The sequence below is a fragment of the Streptomyces sp. NEAU-174 genome (assembly GCF_052665095.1).
The window spans coordinates 711,761-730,888 of the sequence record NZ_JBQTCE010000002.1; the positions used below are offsets into that span (position 1 = coordinate 711,761).

16 protein-coding genes are annotated in these 19,128 nt (G+C 71.2%); 11 read left to right on the forward strand and 5 right to left on the reverse strand.

The genetic code is table 11. The annotated features are described in order from the left end of the window. Positions 1-73 precede the first annotated feature (73 nt). Both ACT2CW_RS07955 and ACT2CW_RS07960 read right to left on the reverse strand, forming a co-directional pair. Positions 74-1,534 carry a GntP family permease gene (locus ACT2CW_RS07955; RefSeq protein ID WP_445516039.1) on the reverse strand — a complete coding sequence of 487 codons (1,461 nt, stop codon included), beginning with the start codon at positions 1,532-1,534 and terminating at the stop codon, positions 74-76. Between the two features lie 134 nt (positions 1,535-1,668). Further along, positions 1,669-2,676 carry a Bug family tripartite tricarboxylate transporter substrate binding protein gene (locus ACT2CW_RS07960; protein WP_445516040.1) on the reverse strand — a complete coding sequence of 336 codons (1,008 nt, stop codon included), beginning with the start codon at positions 2,674-2,676 and terminating at the stop codon, positions 1,669-1,671. 97 nt (positions 2,677-2,773) lie between these two features. Here ACT2CW_RS07960 and ACT2CW_RS07965 point away from each other — a divergent pair, with 97 nt between their 5' ends. From ACT2CW_RS07965 to ACT2CW_RS07985, 5 genes are all read left to right on the forward strand, one after another. Beyond that, entirely contained in the window at positions 2,774-4,447 is a 1,674-nt protein-coding gene (locus tag ACT2CW_RS07965; protein WP_445516230.1) for an ATP-binding protein, read from the forward strand. Beyond that, positions 4,444-5,136, forward strand: a complete 693-nt coding sequence (locus tag ACT2CW_RS07970; protein ID WP_164431469.1) for a response regulator — start codon at positions 4,444-4,446, stop codon at positions 5,134-5,136. Before ACT2CW_RS07965 ends, ACT2CW_RS07970 begins: the two co-directional genes overlap by 4 nt. Before the next feature lie 244 nt (positions 5,137-5,380). Next, the gene (locus ACT2CW_RS07975; protein ID WP_445516041.1) at positions 5,381-6,412 is read left to right on the forward strand and encodes a LacI family DNA-binding transcriptional regulator; all 1,032 of its coding nucleotides are present in this window, start codon (positions 5,381-5,383) and stop codon (positions 6,410-6,412) included. 127 nt (positions 6,413-6,539) lie between these two features. After that, a complete protein-coding gene (locus ACT2CW_RS07980; RefSeq protein ID WP_164431473.1) occupies positions 6,540-7,010 on the forward strand; it encodes an RpiB/LacA/LacB family sugar-phosphate isomerase in 471 nt (156 codons plus the stop codon). Positions 7,011-7,117: 107 nt separating this feature from the next. After that, a complete protein-coding gene (locus tag ACT2CW_RS07985; RefSeq protein WP_445516042.1) occupies positions 7,118-8,470 on the forward strand; it encodes an MFS transporter in 1,353 nt (450 codons plus the stop codon). Positions 8,471-8,543: 73 nt separating this feature from the next. On the opposite strand, the gene ACT2CW_RS07990 is transcribed toward ACT2CW_RS07985, so the two are convergent. The 3 genes from ACT2CW_RS07990 to ACT2CW_RS08000 form a co-directional block, all read right to left on the reverse strand. After that, a complete protein-coding gene (locus ACT2CW_RS07990; RefSeq protein WP_445516043.1) occupies positions 8,544-9,359 on the reverse strand; it encodes an SAM-dependent methyltransferase in 816 nt (271 codons plus the stop codon). A 185-nt stretch (positions 9,360-9,544) separates the two neighbouring features. Beyond that, on the reverse strand, positions 9,545-9,757 hold the full coding sequence (locus ACT2CW_RS07995; protein WP_445516231.1) for a DUF397 domain-containing protein: 213 nt from the start codon (positions 9,755-9,757) through the stop codon (positions 9,545-9,547). Between the two features lie 25 nt (positions 9,758-9,782). Beyond that, positions 9,783-10,658, reverse strand: coding sequence for a helix-turn-helix domain-containing protein (locus ACT2CW_RS08000; RefSeq protein ID WP_164431884.1), 876 nt, complete (start codon positions 10,656-10,658; stop codon positions 9,783-9,785). Between the two features lie 243 nt (positions 10,659-10,901). Here ACT2CW_RS08000 and ACT2CW_RS08005 point away from each other — a divergent pair, with 243 nt between their 5' ends. The 6 genes from ACT2CW_RS08005 to ACT2CW_RS08030 all read left to right on the forward strand — a co-directional run bounded on the left by ACT2CW_RS08005 (position 10,902) and on the right by ACT2CW_RS08030 (position 19,072). Next, positions 10,902-11,363, forward strand: a complete 462-nt coding sequence (locus ACT2CW_RS08005) for an ATP-binding protein (protein WP_445516044.1) — start codon at positions 10,902-10,904, stop codon at positions 11,361-11,363. A 48-nt stretch (positions 11,364-11,411) separates the two neighbouring features. Then, complete coding sequence (locus ACT2CW_RS08010; RefSeq protein ID WP_233361485.1) at positions 11,412-11,852, forward strand: hypothetical protein; 441 nt, start codon at positions 11,412-11,414, stop codon at positions 11,850-11,852. Positions 11,853-12,091: 239 nt separating this feature from the next. Continuing rightward, a complete protein-coding gene (locus ACT2CW_RS08015) occupies positions 12,092-14,398 on the forward strand; it encodes an AbfB domain-containing protein (RefSeq protein ID WP_445516232.1) in 2,307 nt (768 codons plus the stop codon). Positions 14,399-14,678: 280 nt separating this feature from the next. After that, the gene (locus ACT2CW_RS08020) at positions 14,679-16,529 is read left to right on the forward strand and encodes a glycoside hydrolase family 76 protein (protein ID WP_445516045.1); all 1,851 of its coding nucleotides are present in this window, start codon (positions 14,679-14,681) and stop codon (positions 16,527-16,529) included. 59 nt (positions 16,530-16,588) lie between these two features. Next, positions 16,589-18,034 carry a glycoside hydrolase family 43 protein gene (locus ACT2CW_RS08025; protein ID WP_445516046.1) on the forward strand — a complete coding sequence of 482 codons (1,446 nt, stop codon included), beginning with the start codon at positions 16,589-16,591 and terminating at the stop codon, positions 18,032-18,034. Between the two features lie 135 nt (positions 18,035-18,169). Then, positions 18,170-19,072: a LysR family transcriptional regulator gene (locus ACT2CW_RS08030; RefSeq protein ID WP_445516047.1), complete on the forward strand. Its 903-nt coding sequence runs from the start codon at positions 18,170-18,172 to the stop codon at positions 19,070-19,072. Positions 19,073-19,128 lie beyond the last annotated feature (56 nt).

Below are 19,128 nucleotides of genomic sequence, written 5' to 3' on the forward strand. Positions count from 1 at the left end.
GCGCGTAGCCGGAGTCTCGCAGGTGGGTCCGACAGCCACCGGGCCGCCGGACCCACCGCGGGCTACCGGTGTCTCAGGCGAACACCGACAGCAGCAGGGCCATCGCCAGACCCAGCACACTGACCAGGGTCTGCACGGCGGTCTGGGTCTTGGTGGCCTGGGTGAGGTCCATTCCGAACGACTCCTTCACCAGCCAGAACCCCGCGTGGTTGACGTAGTTGAGACCGAGCGAACCGGCGCCGATCGCGACCACGAGCAGAGAAGCCTCCAGGCCCCCGCCGTCGCCGATCAGCGGGGCCACGATGCCGGTGGCGGAGACGATGCCGACGGTGGCGGAACCGGTGGTCAGCGACAGCAGCAGGGCGACGAGCCAGCCCAGCAGGATCACATTGACATGAGCGCCCTCGGCGGCCGACGCGATGGCATCGCCGATGCCTGAGTCCTGAAGCACCTGCTTGAACGCCCCTCCCCCGCCGATGATGAGCAGGATGGCGGCGATGGACTTCAGACTGTCGGTCAGCGAGGCCCGGGTCTCCTCACCCGAACGGCCGGAACCGGAGCGGCCGGAACCCGAACGGGCGGAGCCGACCATCGTCACGCCCAGGGCGAAGACGAAACCGGCGAGCATCGCCACCAGCGGTTCTCCGGCGAACACCAGCGCCGCGCCCAGCCCGCTCGACTCGTCCAGCACCGTCTCGGCCAGGGTGCGCAGCAGCATCAGGGCGACGGGCACCAGCACGGCCGCCACGGCCAGACCGGTCGGCACACCGGTCCGGCGGGACACCTCCGCGCCCGCCCGCGCACCGGGCGCCGAGGTGCCGGTTTCAGCGGGTTGCCGCTCAACCCCCGTGAACTGCGCCACCAGTTCGGCGTCCGGAGCCACATCGGGAAGCCGGGGCGCGATCCAGCGGGCGTAGACGGGCCCGGCCAGGATGACGGTGGGCACGGCGCAGACGATGCCGACGCCGAGGGTGAGGCCGAGGTCGGCGTGCAGGCCGGTCATGGCGGTCAGCGGGCCGGGGTGGGGCGGCAGCATGCCGTGCAGGGTGGACAGCGAGGCGATGGCGGGCACGCCGAGGAGCACGTACGGGCTGCCCTTGGTGCCGCCCTGTTCCTCCATCCTGCGGGCGACGCTGAAGATCAACGGCAGCAGCACGATCAGGCCCACCTCGAAGAACATGGGCACACCGATGACGAATGCCGCGGCACCCACCAGCCAGGGCAGTCTGCGGGCCTCGGCGCGGGCGACGAGGGCGCGGGCGATGGCGTCGGTGGCGCCCGAGTCGGACAGCAAACGGCCGAGCATGGCGCCCAGGGCGAGGGTGACGCCCACGTCGCCGAGGGTGCCGCCGGCGCCCTCCTCGATGGATCCGGCGAGTTTCGCGGCGGGCTCCCCGGCCGCTATCCCCGTGCCCACGCTGACCAGGATCAGCGCGACGAACGGATGGATCCGCAACCGTGAGTTGATGAGATAGATCAGTGCTGCGATCGCCACCGTGAGGATGAGCAGCAGCCACCAGGTGTGTGCGGTCATGCGGTGCCTTTCCAGGACATAGGGGTTCGTACCAGGGCATGCGGGGGGTTCGTACGCCACCAGGGCATGGGTGGGTCAGGGGGTGTGGTTCAAGGGCGACAAGGCGAAGAAACGCGCCCCGGCGGGGTGTTCGGTCAGTCCAGTCCCAGGTGTCCGACCAGCACCGCCACGTTCTTGTCCTGCCGGGCTAGATACGCGGCGAAGGCGCCACCCGTGGTGAAGGCGTCGGTCCAGCCGTGGCGGGTGAGCTCGGCCTTCCACTGCCGGGAGGTGTGCAGCGCGGTCAGCACCGCGATCCAGCGTTCGCGGTCCGCGGAGCTGATGCCGGGCGGGGCGACGATCCCCCGCCAGTTGTCGAAGACCAGGTCGATCCCGGCCGCCTTCAGCGTCGGCACCCCGGGCAGCGCGGCCACGGGCCGGTCGCTGGTGACCGCGAGCACCCTGAGCTGCCCGGCCGCGATCTGGTCGAGGAACTCGCCGATGCCGCTGGTGGCGAAGTCGACCCGGCCGTCCAGCAGCGCGGGGAGCAGATCGCCGCCACCGCCGTCGTAGGCGTCGTAACGCACCGTCTTCGGCTGGATGCCGACGGCGCGGGCCAGCGCCATGGGCAGCAGGTGGTCCGGGCCGCCCAGCGACGAGCCACCGCCGACCGTGATGTCTCCCGGGTGCTTCCGCCACTCCGCGACCAGGTCCCCGATGGTGCGGTACGGCGAGTCCGCGCGGACCACCACCGCCTCGGGCTCCTCGATCAGGCGGGCGATCGGGGTGGTCCGCGCCACGGTCACCTTCGCGTGGGCGACATGGGACGCGCCCAGCACACCGAGGCCCATCTGGAGGGCGAGCCGTCCGTTGCCCCGCTCGTCCACGGTGCGCTGGAGACCGACCGTGCCACCGGCCCCGGGCAGGTTGAACACCTCCGTGCCGGAGGTGGTCCCGGTCTCCTCCAGCACCCGGGCCACGGTCCGGGCCGTGGTGTCGTAGCCGCCTCCGGGTGTGTTCGGCACCAGGATCCGCAGCCCGTCGTCCCGGGTGTTCCCGGTGCCCGGCCAGGTGCCACAGGCGCCGACGAGCAGGGACAACACGGCGGCCAGGGCGCCGGACAGGAGGCGGGTACGGGTACGGGTGCCGGTGCGACGTCTCATGGCACCTCCCTTTCGCTTCCCATCGGCGGACGCCATGATTGTGCGGCCTGGTGGACAATGCGCCCAGGTTGTGTCAGCAGGAGAGATTGAGTTCATTGTGGTCGCCGCGTTCCGTCGCCAAACGCTCGCGGGCGAGATGCTGCTCCTCCAGCTCGCCATCGTCGTGGTGGTGCTGATGGCGGTGGCGGCGGTCTCGCTCGCGCAGTCGGAGGCCACCTTCAACCGGGTGGAGGGCCGCCGGGTCGGTGCGCTCGCCGAGCAGCTGGCCGCCCAGCCGCTGGTGCGCAGCAGGCTGGTGGGGCCGTCGCCGGCGGAGGCGCTGGCCCCGCTGGTGTACTCGGCGCGGGTGCAGTCGCGGGTGACGTCCGTCACGGTGGCCGACCGCCACGGGCGCGTGGTCAGCTCGACGAACCCCACCGTGCTCGGCGACCGGCTGCCGCTGGGCGAGGGGGTCGGCCGGGGCCGTGGCTGGTCGGGCACGCTGGACTGGGACGGCAGCCGGGAGCTGGTGGCGCAGGTGCCGGTGCTCGGCGCGACGGGGGACGACCTGGGGCGGCATCTGGGCACGGTCATGATCGGCGAGGCGTCCCCCACGGTGTGGCAGCGGCTGAGCGGCGCGTCCTCGTATCTGCCCGTCTATCTCGGCGTGGCGAGCGCGCTCGGCGTCGTCGGCTCCTGGCTGCTCGCCCGGCGCGTCAAACGGCAGACGCTGGGCCTGGAGCCGCGCGAGATCACCGGCCTTGCCGAGCACCGCGAGGCGATGCTGTACGGCATCGCCGAGGGCGTCGTCGCCCTCGATCCGCAGCACCGGGTGACCCTCGTCAACGACATGGGCAGGCGGCTGCTGGAGCTGCCCGAGGACTGTGTGGGCCGCAACCTGGCCGAGCTCGGCATCGAGGGACGGCTGCTGGACGTCCTCGCGGGGGCGCGGAAGGAGTCGGCGGACCCGAAGGACGAGGTCGTGGTCCGGCACGGCCGGGTCCTGGTGATGAACCGCATGACCGTGGTCAAGGACGGACGGCCGCTCGGCTCCGTGACCACCCTGCGGGACCGCACCGAGCTGGCGAGGCTGGAACGCGAGATCGGCTCCTTCCGCTCCACCTCGGAGCTGCTGCGCGCGCAGACGCATGAGTTCGCCAACCAGCTGCACACCATCTCCGGGCTGATCCAGATCGGCGAGCAGGAGGAGGTGGTGCGCTACATCCGGGCGCTGAACCAGCGCCGCCAGTCGCTCGACATGTCCATCGGCCGCCGGGTCCGTGACACCGCCATCGCCGCCCTGCTGATGGCGAAGGCGTCCCAGGCCGCCGAGCGTAAGGTGGCCCTGCGCCTCTCGGACCGCACCGCGCTGGACCGGCTGACACCCGAGGACGCCGCCGATGTGGCGACCGTGGTCGGCAACCTGGTCGACAACGCCATCGACGCCGCCACGTCCGAGCACGGCGGTGGGAACAAGGGCGGCGGCGGGGACGGCGACGAGCCGTGGGTGGAGGTCGAGCTGCGCCAGGACCACACCAGTGTGGAGATCGTGGTGCGCGACTCCGGCCCCGGCGTCGCCCCCGGACTCGCCCAGGAGGTCTTCGCCCACGGCTTCACCACCAAGGCCGCCAGGGAGGGCGAGCGCGGTATCGGACTCGCGCTCACCCGGCTCGTCTGCGAGCGGCGCGGCGGCGAGATCGCGGTGACCAACACCAGCCAGGGCGCGATGTTCAGCGCCCGCATGTCCGTCAGCCACCCCGCCGACGCGGTGGCGGAAGGAGCGACCCGATGACCGAGTCGGCCGGCACGATCGATGTGCTCGTCGTGGACGACGACTTCATGGTGGCGCGCGTCCACCGCACCTTCGTGGAGCGGGTGGCGCCGTTCCGCGTCGTCGGCACCGCCCACACCGGCGAGCAGGCGATCGAGGCGGTCGACGCGCACCGGCCCGACCTGGTCCTGCTCGACCTCTATCTGCCGGACCTCTTCGGCCTGGACGTCATCCCCCGGCTGCGCACCGCCGGGCACGACTGCGACGTCATGGTGATCACCGCGGCGCGGGAGGCCGACGCGGTGCGCGGCGCCGTCCGTCAGGGCGTGGTCGACTACCTCCTCAAGCCCTTCGACTACGAGGACCTCCAGCCCCGCCTGGAACGCTATGCGACCCAGCGCGGGCGGCTGCTCACCACGGTCGTCCGTGGCCAGGCGGATGTGGACCGCGTCCTGGCCGGGGCGTTCGCGCCCCCGGCGGGCGGCGCCCTCCCGAAGGGCCTGAGCGTGGAGACCGCCCAACTCGTCGAGCGCGCCCTCCGCGAGGCGGACGGCACCGTCTCCGCCGCCGAGGCGGCCACCGCCATCGGCATCTCGCGGGTCAGCGCCCGCCGCTACCTGGAGTACTTCCACGCCACCGGCCACGCCGACGTCTCCCTGCGCTACGGCACCGCCGGGCGCCCGGAGCGCCGCTACAGCCGGCGGGCGTAGCGCCCCGGAAGGTCCGCGCGACGGCTCAATTCGGGCCGGGCGGGCGACCACTGGCCGAGACGGCCGAACGAGCCTTGTGAGAACTCTTGACTCGGCTGGGCGCGTCCACCAAGATCCCCGCTGGAATCGATTCCATGGAATCGATTCCGAGGCCCGCCGTCCCTGCCGTCAACTTCCCAACCTCAACCACCAGGAAGGCGACTTCGCCGCACCCGCACGAGCCCGCCCCAGTGAAAGGCCGCATGTGGACGCCACCGTGACCCTCAAGGACGTCGCAGCCCGCGCGGGTGTCTCCGTGGGGACCGCGTCGCGGGTGCTCTCCGGCCACTCGGCCACCTCACCCGCGGCCCGCGAACGGGTGCGGGCGGCGGCCACCGAGCTCGGCTACCGGGTGAACGCCCGGGCGCAGGCGCTGCGTTCGGCGCGCAGCCATGCGGTGGGGCTGCTCGTCTCCGACGTACGCAACCCGTTCTTCGCGGACATCGCCCACGGCGCCGAACAGACCGCGCTCGCCTCGTCGTACGTCACACTGCTGGCCAACGCCAACGAGGACACCGCACAACAGGACACCTACCTGGATGTGTTCCTCACCCAGCGGGTGGACGGCATCATCATCGCTCCCCAGGGGGAGGGCCGTGGCAATCTGCGCGCTCTGGAAGAGGCGCGGGTGCCACTGGTCTTCGTGGACCGCGTCGTGGACGGGTTCGATGTGCCGAGCGTGACGGCCGACAACGCACAGGGCGTCGAGCTCGCCGTCGCCCATCTCGCCGAACAGGGCCACACCCGCATCGGATACATCGGCGGACCGCCGTCGGTGTCCACCGGGCGGGCGCGGCTCAGCGCGTTCCTGGGGGCGATCGCCCGCCACCACCTGGACGACGACCCCGCGCTGATCACGGCGGGGGACTTCCGCCGGGCGAGCGGTGGCACGGCGGCCGCGAAGCTCCTCGCGCACCACCGGCCGCCGACCGCGTTGCTCGCCGCCGACAGCCTGATGGCGGTCGGCGCCCTGGCCGAGGTGCGCCAACGGGGCTTGCGGATCGGCGAGGATCTGGCCCTGGTCGCCTTCGACGACATCGAGTGGTTCGGCGAACTCGATCCCCCGCTCACGGTGGTGGCCCACGATGCCCGCGCCTTAGGGGCGACCGCGATGCGGCTCCTGCTCGATGTCATCGACGGCGGTACGGCCGAGTCGGTCGTCCTGCCGATGCGGCTGATCCCCCGCCGGTCATCGGCGGCGCGACCGCACACCGCTGCCAGTCACCCCTCCGTCTGACGACCCCACACCCAACCCGCCCCTCACCCGCACACTCCGCGGACCCGCCCACCCCGCGGTCCCGCCGCCTCGGCGTGGCGTCCGCGGGGCGGCTCACCCTGCCCGACGCACCGACGAAAGGCTGACCATGCGCATCGCACTCGGCAACGACCACGCGGGGCTGACCCTCAAGGAACACGTCCGTCAGGTGTTGCTACGTCTGGGACACGAGGTGGTCGACTTCGGTCCCGACACCGACACCCCCGTGGACTTCCCCGACATCACCTTCGCCACCTGCGACGCCGTACGCGGCGGGGAAGCCGACCGCGCCGTGCTGGTGTGCGGGACGGGCGCGGGGGCGCTGATGGCCGCCAACAAGATCGCGGGCATTCGGTGTGGCCTCGGCCATGACGTGTACTCCGCCCACCAGGCAGTCGAGCACGACGACGCCAACGCGCTCGCCATGGGCGCGTGGCTCATCGGACCCGCCATGGCCACGGAGGTCCTGGCGGCGTTCCTCGGCGCGACGTTCGACGACGACGCCGACACCGTACGCCGCGTGGCCAAGCTCCGCGATCTGGAGCTGCGTTCGGCCCGCGAGCTCGCCGAACACCTCTGATCCCCGCCGACCACCTCTGATCCCGCCGACCACCTCTGACGTCCCCGGCACACACCCGTCCCCGGCACACCCCGTCCCCGGCACACCTCCGCTCGAAGGGAACCGGTATGACCACTCCTGCCTCACCCTCGTCTCCCCCGCCCCCGCCCGCCGCACGAGGACGCGTCAGGACAGCCCTCGCGTCCGCCGTCGGCACCTGCGTCGAGAACTACGACTTCGTCGCCTACGGCACCGCGTCCGCCCTCTACTTCGGCGACGCGTTCTTCCCCAACTCGGACCCGGTGGTCGGCACCCTGCTGGCCTTCGTCACCCTCGGCGTCGGCTTCCTGATGCGCCCGATCGGCGGGGCCGTGGGCGGCTACCTCGGAGACCGCCACGGACGTAAGCCGGTCCTGGTCGGCGCCCTGCTGACGATGGGCATAGCCACCGTCCTGATCGGCATGCTGCCCACCTATCAGCAGGTCGGAGTGGCCGCGCCGGTACTGCTGGTGGTCATCCGCTGTGTCCAGGGGCTGGCGTTCGGCGCCGAGTGGGGCAGCGCCGTGATGATGACGTACGAACACGCGCCGCGCACCCGCCGCGGCCTGTACTCGGCGATACCGCAGGCCGGAAACCCCCTGGGCATCGCGCTCGCCAACATCGCCTTCCTGCTCTCCGCCACCCTCGACTCCGACTGGGCCTGGCGGCTGCCGTTCCTGGCCAGCGCCCTGCTGATCGTGGCCGGAGTGGTGATCCGGATGAAGCTCACCGAGTCCCCGGAGTTCGAGGCCGCCCGGGCGAAGGGCACTACCGTCCGCAACCCGCTGCTCAGCGTGGTGCGCGAGGACTGGCGCAATATCCTGCGCATCATCGCGCTGCGCGTGGTGGAGTCCTGTGCCTACTACCTGACGGCCACCTATCTCCTCTCCTACATCACCGACCGCGACGACGGCGACCGTGGGGTGGCGCTCGCCGGTGTGGTCACCGCCAGCCTGCTCGCCACCGCCACCACCGTGCTCTCCGGCGCGCTCACCGACCGCGTGGGCCGCCGTACGGTGTACCTGGTGGCGTGTGTGCTGGCCGCGGTCTTCGGCTTCCCGATGTATCTGATGGCCAACACGGGCGCTCCGGTGCTCATCGTGCTGATCTTCCTGATCGGCATCGGGGTGATCCACGCGGCGCTGACGGGCACCCAAGCCGCCTGGTTCGCCGAGCTGTTCAACACCGCCACCCGTACGTCCGGGGCGTCCCTCGGCTACCAGACCGCGGCGTCGGTGGCCGGTTTCGCGCCGTTCCTCGCCGTGCTACTCGCGGAGTCCTTCGGCTGGGTGGGCCCGGCCGGACTCTATGTGTGCATCGCGCTCGTGGGACTCCTCGGGGTGCTGTCCACCCGCGAGACCTGGAGCCCCGAGCGGCGCGCGGTCCTCCCGTCCGGTCAGCCGCGGCGAGCGGCCGATCGCGAACGGCACCCCTCCCGCTGAGGGCGAGGAGCAGTCGGCGTGTGGGCCCGGATACGGCGCCGGGCCCACCGGTCAACGGCGTCGGGCAACGACGTCAGGGCTTGCGGGCCACCGCCCCGTACATCGCGATGTCCTCGTCCTTGATGTCCTCGGTGGCGGTGGCGTCCGGGCGCCACTTGTGAACCTGGGTGAGGCCGGGCTCGACCAGCTCGAGGCCGTCGAAGAACCGCTCGGCCTCGGCCTCGGTGCGCAGCCGCATGGGCATGTCGCGGGCCGCGTACTCACGGGCGACCCGGGCCACCTCGTCCGGCGCGAAGTCGGCGGTGCCGATGGACATCGCCAGGTAGCTGCCGGAGGGCAGCGGCTCCAGGAGGCGGTTGACGATTCCGTAGGCGTCGTCCTTGTCCAGGACGAAGTGCACGATGGCGATCACCGTCAGGGCGACCGGCCGCGTCAGATCGAGGGTCTCGCGGAGTTCGGGGGCCCGCAGGATGGTGGCGGGCTCACACATGTCCGCTTCGACATAGGCGGTCCTGCCCTCGGGGGTGCTGGCGAGCAGGCCCTGGGAGAGCGTGAGCACGATGGGGTCGTTGTCCACGTAGACGACCCGGGAGTCCGAGGCCACCGCCTGGGCGATCTCATGGAGGTTGGGCGAGGTCGGGATGCCGGTGCCGATGTCGAGGAACTGCCGGATGCCCGCCTCCTCGGCCAGATAGCGCACGGCCCGGTTCATGAAGTCGCGGTTGGCCCGCATATGAATCGGCAGGGCGGGCCACTCGCGGGACATGGCGATGCCCGCTTCCTTGTCGGCCGGGTAGTAGTCCTTACCGCCGAGGATGTAGTCGTAGATACGTGCCGAATGCGCGCTCTCGGTGTCGATGCGGTCGGCCGACCATCCGTTGTCGCTCAAGGCGTCCCCTCCCAGTGGATCGTCAGTTCGCTGTTGGTGTGGCCCCCGGTCGTGGGGGGGGGGGTGGGGGTGGTAGTGTGAGGAGGGATATTTCGTTTGTTGTTGCTTTTTGTGTGTGGTGTTTCCCTTGGTAGAGAGGCTAGAAAATTCCCCCCGCGACCGGGAAGGATGTGGTGTCGTGACGGCTAGCAGAGGAAGTCGGCGTCGCCGTCCTTCACACCCGCCAGGAACAGGGTCATCTCGTTCGTGGTGAAAACCAGTACGGGGCCGTCGGGGTCGGTCGACTGGCGCAGCGCCACCCGTCCGTCGTGCAGCTTCATGGCCTCGACGCAGGCGCCCCCGGCGTCGTCGCTCCACGGCTTGGACCAGCCCAGGGCGCCGAGGTCGTCGGAGGGCATGCCGCTGCGTATGTGGTGGTGCACTTCAGAGCTCCTTGCGAATTGCGCCGAGGACGGCCTCGGTTTTCCTGGCGGGCACCGACTGGGCGCCCAACCGGTCCAGGACCTCGCGATACACCACCACGTCGTCTTCCTTGTCCAGATACACCGCGCCGACCAGGCCGCTGAGGTAGACGATGTCGGGCAACTCCGGGGCCCTGAACCGGAAGACATGGAACGCACCGGCCCGCATGGCCGGATGCGGTCCGCTTCCGAACGGCATGATCTGCACGGTCACCTGGGGAAGGGCGCTGACCTCGATCAGATGGTCGATCTGGGCGCGCATCACGGCCGGGCCCCCGACCGGCCACCTCAGCACCGTCTCGTCCATCACGACCCACAGCCGGGGAGGGGACTCCCGGGACAGCAGTTCCTGGCGCTGCATCCGCAGGGCGACCCGGCGCTCGGTGGCCTCCGACGGAGCGTGCGGATTTCCGGCGCTGAGCAGCGCACGGGCGTAGTCCTCGGTCTGGAGCAGCCCGTGCACGAACTGCGCCTCGTAGGCGCGGATCTGAAGCGCCGCCTGCTCCAGATTCAGATAGGCGGCGAACCAGTCCGGCATCACATCGCGGTAGGTGTGCCACCAGCCGCGCTTGTTGGCCTCGCGGACCGACTTCAGGAAGGTGTCGAGCTCATGCCGGTCGGTGACGCCGTACGTCTGGAGCAGCTTCTCCACGTCCGCGAGTCTGAGCCGGGCCACCTTGGCGGCTTCCATCCTGCGGATCGTGGAGTGGCTGACCCCGATCGCGGCGCCCGCCTGGTCGTAGGTCAGGCCGGCGCGCGTCCGCAGCTCCTCCAGCTGCCTGCCGAGGATCATGCGGAGGACGGAGGGGGCACCGCCCCATGCGGTTTCCGCCGCCAACGCTCTACCTCCCCACACCGGGCTACGGCTGAAGTCTGTCACGGTCGCCGGCCGCGCGAACGACATCCCCCCGATGGCAACTTGCAATTTTCAACTTACCGCTTGCAAGTCGTTCGTTGCACCTGTCACAGTGGTCACACCGTCCGATCACGGTGGGAACGCTTGCGTGGGTACGTCCGTAGGCACTGCGCAGTGCGGGAACGGCACGGTCATGATGCGCAGGCAGACGAAAGGCGGCCGCTCGTGGCTCCCCTCGCCCTTCCCCTGACTCCCCTTCGGACGTCCCGGGAGCAGGACACCCACCCGGGATGTGCTTTACGGCTTCCGTCCACCGCTTCGTCGGTGAGCACGGCCCGCGCGGCCGTGCGCGAGCGGCTGCGCGCCTGGGGCGTGAGCGCCCAGGTGTGCGACGACGCGCTCCTCGTGGTCTCCGAGCTGGTCACCAACGTGATCACGCATACGGTCAGCGATCATCTGGAGTGCAGGCTGAGCGTCGGCGCGGGACTGCTGCGCCTCGAGGTCGAGGATGAGATCCGGGCCCACACCCTCCCCGCGCCCCGCACCCCCGACTCCGATGAGCACTGCGGGCGAGGGCTTCTGCTGGTCGGCGCGGTGAGCAGCGCCTGGGGCGTCAGGGACGCCCCGCACGGGCCGGGGCGGATCGTATGGGCCGAGCTGCCGTCGCGCACGGAAGAGTGTCACTGACTCATGGACCGACAGTTTGTTGCCCCCGAGGCGCCTGAGGCACGCGAGATGCCTGAGGCCCCGTCACTCGGTGCGGCGCGCCTCTGGCGAGGCCACCGCGGACGTCTGCGGCTCCCCGACGGACTGCCCGCCAGACTGGGGTACGACGCGGTGGGGATGCCCACGGACATCGGCAGGCGGGTCATGAAGTGTCTGCCCCGTATCGGCTGTGTCTTCGCCGACGACCAGCGGTGGTGGTGGATCGTGCCGTCGGGGTCGCACATCGACGTCGCCTGGCCGCCGTTCACCAGCTACGCGGTCGGGGCGCGGATGACCGACCTGAGCGGCGAGTACTCCGGGCGCTCCCGCCTCCCCCGCCTGATCCACCACCCCCAGGACGACTCGCCGTACACCCCGCCGATTCCGCTGTACTTCATGACCTGTCATATCGCGGGCATCCGGCCCCGCTGGTCACCTGGGGATGCCTCCGGGCCGTCCCGAGCGATCTAGGGCCCCCTCCCGCGCGCTGCCGCTCCGCATACGACCCTGCCTCGCCGACAACGTTGTCCCAAGGTATGGACAAACACTGGAGTGAGTGCTCTGGTAATGCGTGCAGCAAGTGTTCCCTGTGGAAGAGTTCCGCCGTCCTCCGGGCGGCGGCGCCAACCGGACCATGGAGCAGCAGCGTGCTGAGACACTTGTTCCTTCGCTTCCCCGCCCTCCGTCCAAGACGGACCTGGCGGCGGCGCGTGGCCGCCGCCGTGGTCCCCGCGCTGGCCGCCACCGGTCTGCTCGTCTCCGGCGCCGGCCCCTCCCACGCCGCCCAGGCCTGGGAGCCCAAACCCTCCCCGATGACGACCCCGTGGACGAACCAGGTCCCGGTCGACAACCCGCTGCCGGAGTATCCGCGCCCGCAGCTCACCCGGCCCGACTGGTCCCCCCTCAACGGGATCTGGGACTTCGCGGTCACCTCCCGCGACGCCGGACAGCCGGCCACGTTCGGTGAGCGGATCCGGGTGCCGTTCGTGCCCGAGTCGGCGCTCTCCGGCGTCCAGCGCAAGATCACCCAGAATGACAAGCTCTGGTACAAGCGCACCTTCACGGTCCCCTCCGGCTGGAACGGCCGCCGTGTCCAGCTCAACTTCGGCGCGTCCGACTGGGAGACCACGGTCTGGGTCAACGGCAAGCAGGCGGGTGCCGCCCACCGCGGCGGCTACGACGCCTTCAGTTACGACATCACGTCTCTGCTGAACGGCGGCACCAACACCGTCGTCGTCTCCGTGTACGACCCCACGGAGACCGGCGGTCAGGCCATCGGCAAGCAGCGCGTCCAGGACGTCACCCCGCACCCCGGCCGCAGCATCGTCTACACCGCCTCGTCGGGGATCTGGCAGACCGTCTGGCTCGAGCCCACCGCCCCCGCGCACATCACCCGGCTGGACATGGTCCCGCGCCTGGCGGACAACACCCTGCGGGTCACGGTGCGCGGCGCCGGAGGAGCCGACGGCGCGGGCGTCAAGGTCACCGTCTCCAGCGGCGGTACGACGGTCGGCAGCGCCACCGGCACCGTGGGCGGCGAGCTCTCCGTACCGGTGCCGAACGCCCGTCTGTGGACGCCGGAGGACCCGTTCCTGTACGACGTCACGGCCGAGCTGACCGGCGCCGCCGGAGCCGACAAGGTCGGCAGTTACACCGGCATGCGGTCGATCGCGGTGAAGGACGTGGGCGGGGTCCGGCGGCCGGTGCTCAACGGGAAGTTCGTCTTCCAGACCGGCACCCTGGACCAGGGCTACTGGCCGGACGGCATCTACACCGCGCCCACCGACGAGGCCCTCAAGTACGACCTCCAGAAACACAAGGACCTGGGCTTCAACATGGTCCGCAAGCACATCAAGGTCGAGCCGCAGCGGTGGTTCTACTGGGCGGACCGGCTCGGGCTACTGGTGTGGCAGGACATGCCCTCGATGGACAGCGGCAAGACCCCGGACACCGCGGCCCGCGCCCAGTGGGAGAGCGAGTACCGCGCCATCATCGACCAGCACCGCAGCTCGCCCGCGCTCATCCAGTGGGTGGACCAGAACGAGGGCTGGGGCCAGTACGACCAGGCCCGCATCGCCGACATGGTCAAGGCGTACGACCCCTCGCGCCTGGTCGACAACATGAGCGGCGTCAACTGCTGCGCCGCCAAGGACGGCGGCAACGGCGACGTCATCGACAACCACAACTACGTCGGGCCCGGCAATACCCCGGCGGAGCCGGTGCGCGCCTCGGTGCTCGGGGAGTACGGCGGCCTGGGCTACCGGATGCCCGGCCATGAGTGGTATCCGGGCGGCGGGTTCAGCTACGAGGACCAGCCGAGCGTCCCCGCGCTCAACAACCGGCTCGTCGGCCTGCTCGACGGCATCCGGGAGAGCGGCATGCCCGCGGGTGGCCTGTCGGCCTCCGTCTACACCCAGATCACGGACGTGGAGAACGAGGCCAACGGGCTGATGTCCTACGACCGGCAGGTGGTCAAGGTCGACCAGGCCCGGGTCCGGGCCGCCAACCAGGCCCTCATCGCGGCCTCCCGGTCGGCCGGCGCCACGGTGAAGCTGCCCGTCGGGCAGAACGTGTCGATCCGGGTCACCACCCCCGGCTACACCGACCGCTACATCCGCCACTACGACGGTCTGGGCTTCACCGAGGTGGTGCACGCGGCCAGCGCCGATCTGCTGAAACGGGACGCCACCTGGACGGTCCGGCAGGGTCTCGCGAACAAGCTCTGCTACTCCTTCGAGTCCCGCAACTACCCCGGTGAGTATCTGCGCCACCGCGACTTCCGCGTCCGGCGCGAGGCGGGCGACGGCTCCACGGTGTCCAAGGAGGACGCCACCTGGTGCCCGACCCAGGGCAACGGTGGCATCCGGATGTCGGCCGCCAACTTCCCCGGACAGTATCTGCGGCATATCAACGCCGAGCTGTGGCTGGCCCAGTCCGGCGGCAGCCACGCCTGGGACAACCCGGCCAGTTTCACCGAGGACACCACCTGGGCGATCGAGTCGCCCTGGGCTCCCTAAGCAGGTCAGAGGAAGTCCGCTACGGTTCGGGCAGTGCCCCGAAGGGGCGCGGGGAACTGCGCGACCAGCCACGACGGCACCGCAGCCGGCCGACGCCCCATCGCGACACTTCCAGCGGAGCGCTTAGCACGACCGCCGCGGGCCCCGGCCGAAGGGGCCCGCGCGCTCCGGCGGCCGCCCCGCGCGGGCGGCCGCCCGTATCTCCTCCCCCACGTTCAGCCGCCACTTCGCTCCTCCCCCACGCTCATGCGCACGGCCCCCACGGAAAGGCGGGTACGTCATGTCAGCGCGGCTCCACCGTGTCCTCCACGGACTTCTGACCCTGGCCATCGCCCTGGCCGGACTGGTCGCCCTCCCCACGCCGTCCCGTGCCGCGACCCCGGTCTGCGCGCTGGCGTGCGACACCCTCGACCCCTCGAAGGCGCAGCGCGAGACCTTCCCCGTACCGCAGGTGAATCTCAATGGCCGGATCCTGAAGCTGCACGTCTCCGACCCCGACTCCATGGCCTGGGGCAGCATCGACAACGGTGTGAGCGGCGACGCGGTCTGGCTCGACCGGTCCTGGGACCGGGGCGCCACCTGGGAGGGCCTGCTCGGCAAGGCGAGCATCCCCGGCACCTGGACCGGCACCCGCACCCTGATGTACAACCTCACCGACCCGGTGGGCCACCGGCGCGGCTGGATCCGCGCCTGCGCCGACGCCGCCGGTGTCGCCTGCACCGGCTGGGTCTACCCGAAGGTGTGCGACGGCGCGTTCTGCGACGGCGCCGACCCCGCCACCGCGGCGGGCGACGACCGCCCGGTGCCCGCCACCACCCTGTTCGGGCGCACCATCAGCCTCCATGTCGACCAGAAGAACGCGATGGCGTGGGGCGTCATCGAAAGCGGTGGCACGGGCGACGAGATCTGGCTGGACCGCTCCTGGGACGCCGGCGCCACCTGGCCCGAGGGCTCCTCCCTCGGCCGTACGAGCGTGGCGCCGGGCAAGACCTCGACACGGACGGCCATGTTCGCCACCCGGGATCCGCGCGGGCTGATGTTCGGCGGCGCGGTGCGGGCGTGCGGCCGCGAGGCGAGCCACCAGGAGGGCAGTTGCACGGCCTGGGTCAGACCCGCGCCGAGCCGGGCGCGCGCCGCCGCCGACGCGCTGATGGCCTCGTACCACCCGTACGAGGGCTGGTGGCGCAGCAGTTGGTGGAACTCGGCCGTCGCGGTCACCTCGCTCATCGACTTCGCCCAGCGCACCGGGCGGCACGACTACGACTGGGTCATCGCCCGCACCTTCGAGCAGAACCGCGGCACCTTCGCCCCGGGCGAGCGCAGCTCCGACGCGGTGGAGGGCCACTTCATCAGCCGCGCCGTCGACGACGCGGCCTGGTGGGGCGTGGCCTGGCTGGCCGCGTACGACCACACCCACGAGCGGCGCTACCTGGACGAGGCGGTCACCATCGCCGCTTACGTCCACCAGTACTGGGACACCGGCAGCTGCGGCGGCGGTGTGTGGTGGGACCGTGAGCGCACCTACAAGAACGCCGTGACCAACGGGCTGTACCTGTGGCTGACCACATCACTGCACCGGCGGATCTCCGGCGACACCCTGTGGGGCGGCCGGGCGGCCACGGCCGCGACCTGGTACCTGGGCAGCGGGTTGATCAACGGATCGGGGCTGGTCAACGACGGACTCACCGGCGACTGCCGCAACAACTCCCAGACCGTGTGGAGTTACAACCAGGGCCTCGCCATCGGCGCCTTCACCCAGCTGTGGCGGTCCACCGGCAACACCAAGTACCTGGACACCGCCCGCCGCCTGGCTGACGCCGCGACCAGCTCGGCGGCGCTGACCCGCGACGGCGTGCTGACCGAGTCCTGCGACACCGGCGGCAACTCCTGCGACGACAACCAGAAGCAGTTCAAGGGCGTCTTCATGCGCCACTTCGCCGACCTCGCGGACGCCACCGGATCCGCCGGCTACCGGGCGTACATCAAGAAGCAGGCCGACTCGATCTGGGCCACCGACCGCGACCCCCTCAACCGGCTCGGCCAGCGCTGGGCGGGCACCAGCCCCAACCAGGTGGACTGGCGCACCCAGGCCAGTGGACTCGGCGCGCTGACGGCCGCGGACGGCCTGTGACACCTCCCCCACGAGCCAACCCTCACAAGCCGTACTCGCATCGACGCAAGGAAGCGCCCATGAGCCCTCGCACCACCCGCCGCCGCGCGGCGCTGCTCACCGCCCTGCTCGCCGTCCTGTGGGGCCTGATCTCCGGCCCGCCCGCGGCCACTGCGGCCCCGCACACCACCGCCGCGGGCACCTTCCGCAACCCCCTCAACACCGGCCCCGACCCCTTTGTGGCCACCTGGAACGGGAACTACTACCTGACCACCACGCAGGGCGACAGCATCCGGATGTGGCGCTCCACCTCCCTGGGCACCCTGCTCGATGCCGACCCCATCACCGTGTGGACGGACACCGACGCCTCCCGCAACCAGCACATCTGGGCACCGGAGTTCTACCGCTTCGGCAACCGCTGGTACCTCTACTACACCGCCGACGACGGGACCGACGACCACCACCGGCTCTATGTGCTGGAGTCGGACCGCGACGACCCGGCGGGCCCGTACCACTTCAAGTCCCGGCTGACGCCGCCCAACCACGCCGCGGACTTCGCCATCGACCCCGGCCTCCTCGAGCACAACGGACGCCTCTACCTCGCCTACTCCGGTATCAACCAGTACCAGCACAACGGCCTCAACATCGCCCCGATGTCCAACCCGTACACCGTCTCGGGCAACGCGGTCGCCATCAACGCGGCGGGCGGCTGCCCGGAGGTGCGCGAGGGCCCCGAGTTCCTCTACCGCAACGGCCGCACCTGGATGACGTACTCCACCTGCGACACCGGCAAGCCGGACTACCAGGTCTGGATGATGTCCCTGCCGTCCACCGCCGACCCGCTCGTGCCCGGCAACTGGACCCAGCGCTCCGGCGCGGTGTTCTCCCGCGCCGATGACCACGGCGTCTACGGCCCCGGCCACCACGCGTTCTTCCGCTCGCCCGACGGCAAGGAGGACTGGATCGTCTACCACGCCAAGACCACGTCGGTGAACACCTACAGCAACCGCACCACCCGTGCGCAGAAGATCACCTGGAACGCCGACGGCAGCCCGAACCTGGGCCGCCCGCTCGCCATGGGCGCCACCCAGGACCTGCCGTCCGGCGACCCGGGAGCGGGCACGTACTGGATCAATGACGACGGCCGGTCCAGCGGCGACGGAAGCGTGTCCTACACCGGCTCCTGGAACTCGGGGACCGGCTGCGCCACCCAGTGCTTCTGGGGCGACGACCACTGGAGCGACCGGGCGGGCAACACCGCCACCTTCTCCTTCACCGGCACCCGGATCGCCCTGCTGTCGGTCCGCGACACCGGCAACGGCATCGCCGCCCTCAGCATCGACGGCGGCCCCGAGCAGCGCGTGGACTTCTACGGGGCGATCCGCACCGGCGAGACGCTCCAGTACCGCAGTCCCCGGCTCGCCTCCGGCCGCCACACCCTGCGCATCCGGGTGACCGGCGAGCACAACGCCCAGTCGGGCGCCTCGTTCGTGAGCGTGGACCGCGCCGAGGTGTACACCCGCTGACACCCGGCACCTCCGCGGCCCCCGCCCGGCACCTCCGCGGCCCCCGCCCGGCGGCGGGGGCCGCACACGCCGCGGGGTCGGGTGGGACATGGCGCCGTGCGCAATCCCACCGGCGGTTGCCTTACCGTGGCGCAGGTGGATCTCAACTTGCTCGTGGCGCTCGACGCGCTGCTGGAGGAGAACAGCGTGACCGCCGCGGCGGACCGGCTGAACCTCACGCCACCGGCGATGAGCCGGACGCTGGCCCGGATCCGACGCGCGACCGGCGACGACATCCTGGTGCGCGCCGGCCGCACCATGGTCCCGACCCCGCGCGCCCTGGAACTGCGCGAGGAGACCCGCGACCTGGTCCGGCGGGCCACCGCCGTGCTCACTCCCGTACGCCGGCTCGACCTCGCCGCCCTGAACCGGCACTTCACCGTGCGCGGCCATGACGCCCTGCTGGCCGCCCTCGCCGCCCCGCTGATCGCCAGGATCGGCGCCACCGCCCCGAACATCCATCTGAGCCTGCTGGCCGAGTCCGCCGCCGACCAGCCCGACCTCGCCCGGGGCCAGGTCGATCTGGAGATCGGCGCGAACGAGCCGGGCCGCCCGGAGATCTCCTCCGAGGTGGTCGGCGCCGACCGGCTGGTCCTGGCGCTGCGACGGGGGCATCCGCTCGCCAAGGGCCGGGTCGGCCTCGACCGGCTCGTCCGCATGACCTTCGTGACCGTCTCGCGCCGGGGCCGGCTGCACAACGCCATCGACGACGCCCTCGCCGAACGCGGGCTGCGGCGGCGGGTGATCGCGTCCCTGCCGACGAGTGCCGCGGCGCTGGACGTGGTGTCCCGTTCGGACGCCGTGGCCGTCGTCGCCGAGCGGGTCTGCCGCCCCGCCGCGGCGAGGCTCGGTCTCGTCACCCGGCGGCTCCCGCTGGAGCTGCCACCGACCCGGGTGGTCCTCACCTGGCATCACCGGCACGACAGCGACCTCGCCCATGCATGGCTGCGCGGCCAGGTGCGGGACGTGCTCCGCGAGGCGACCGACGGCACTGCGTGAGTCGCTTGGCACACTATTCTTCGTATTGTCAGATGGTGACGGTCAAATGGCGAGAG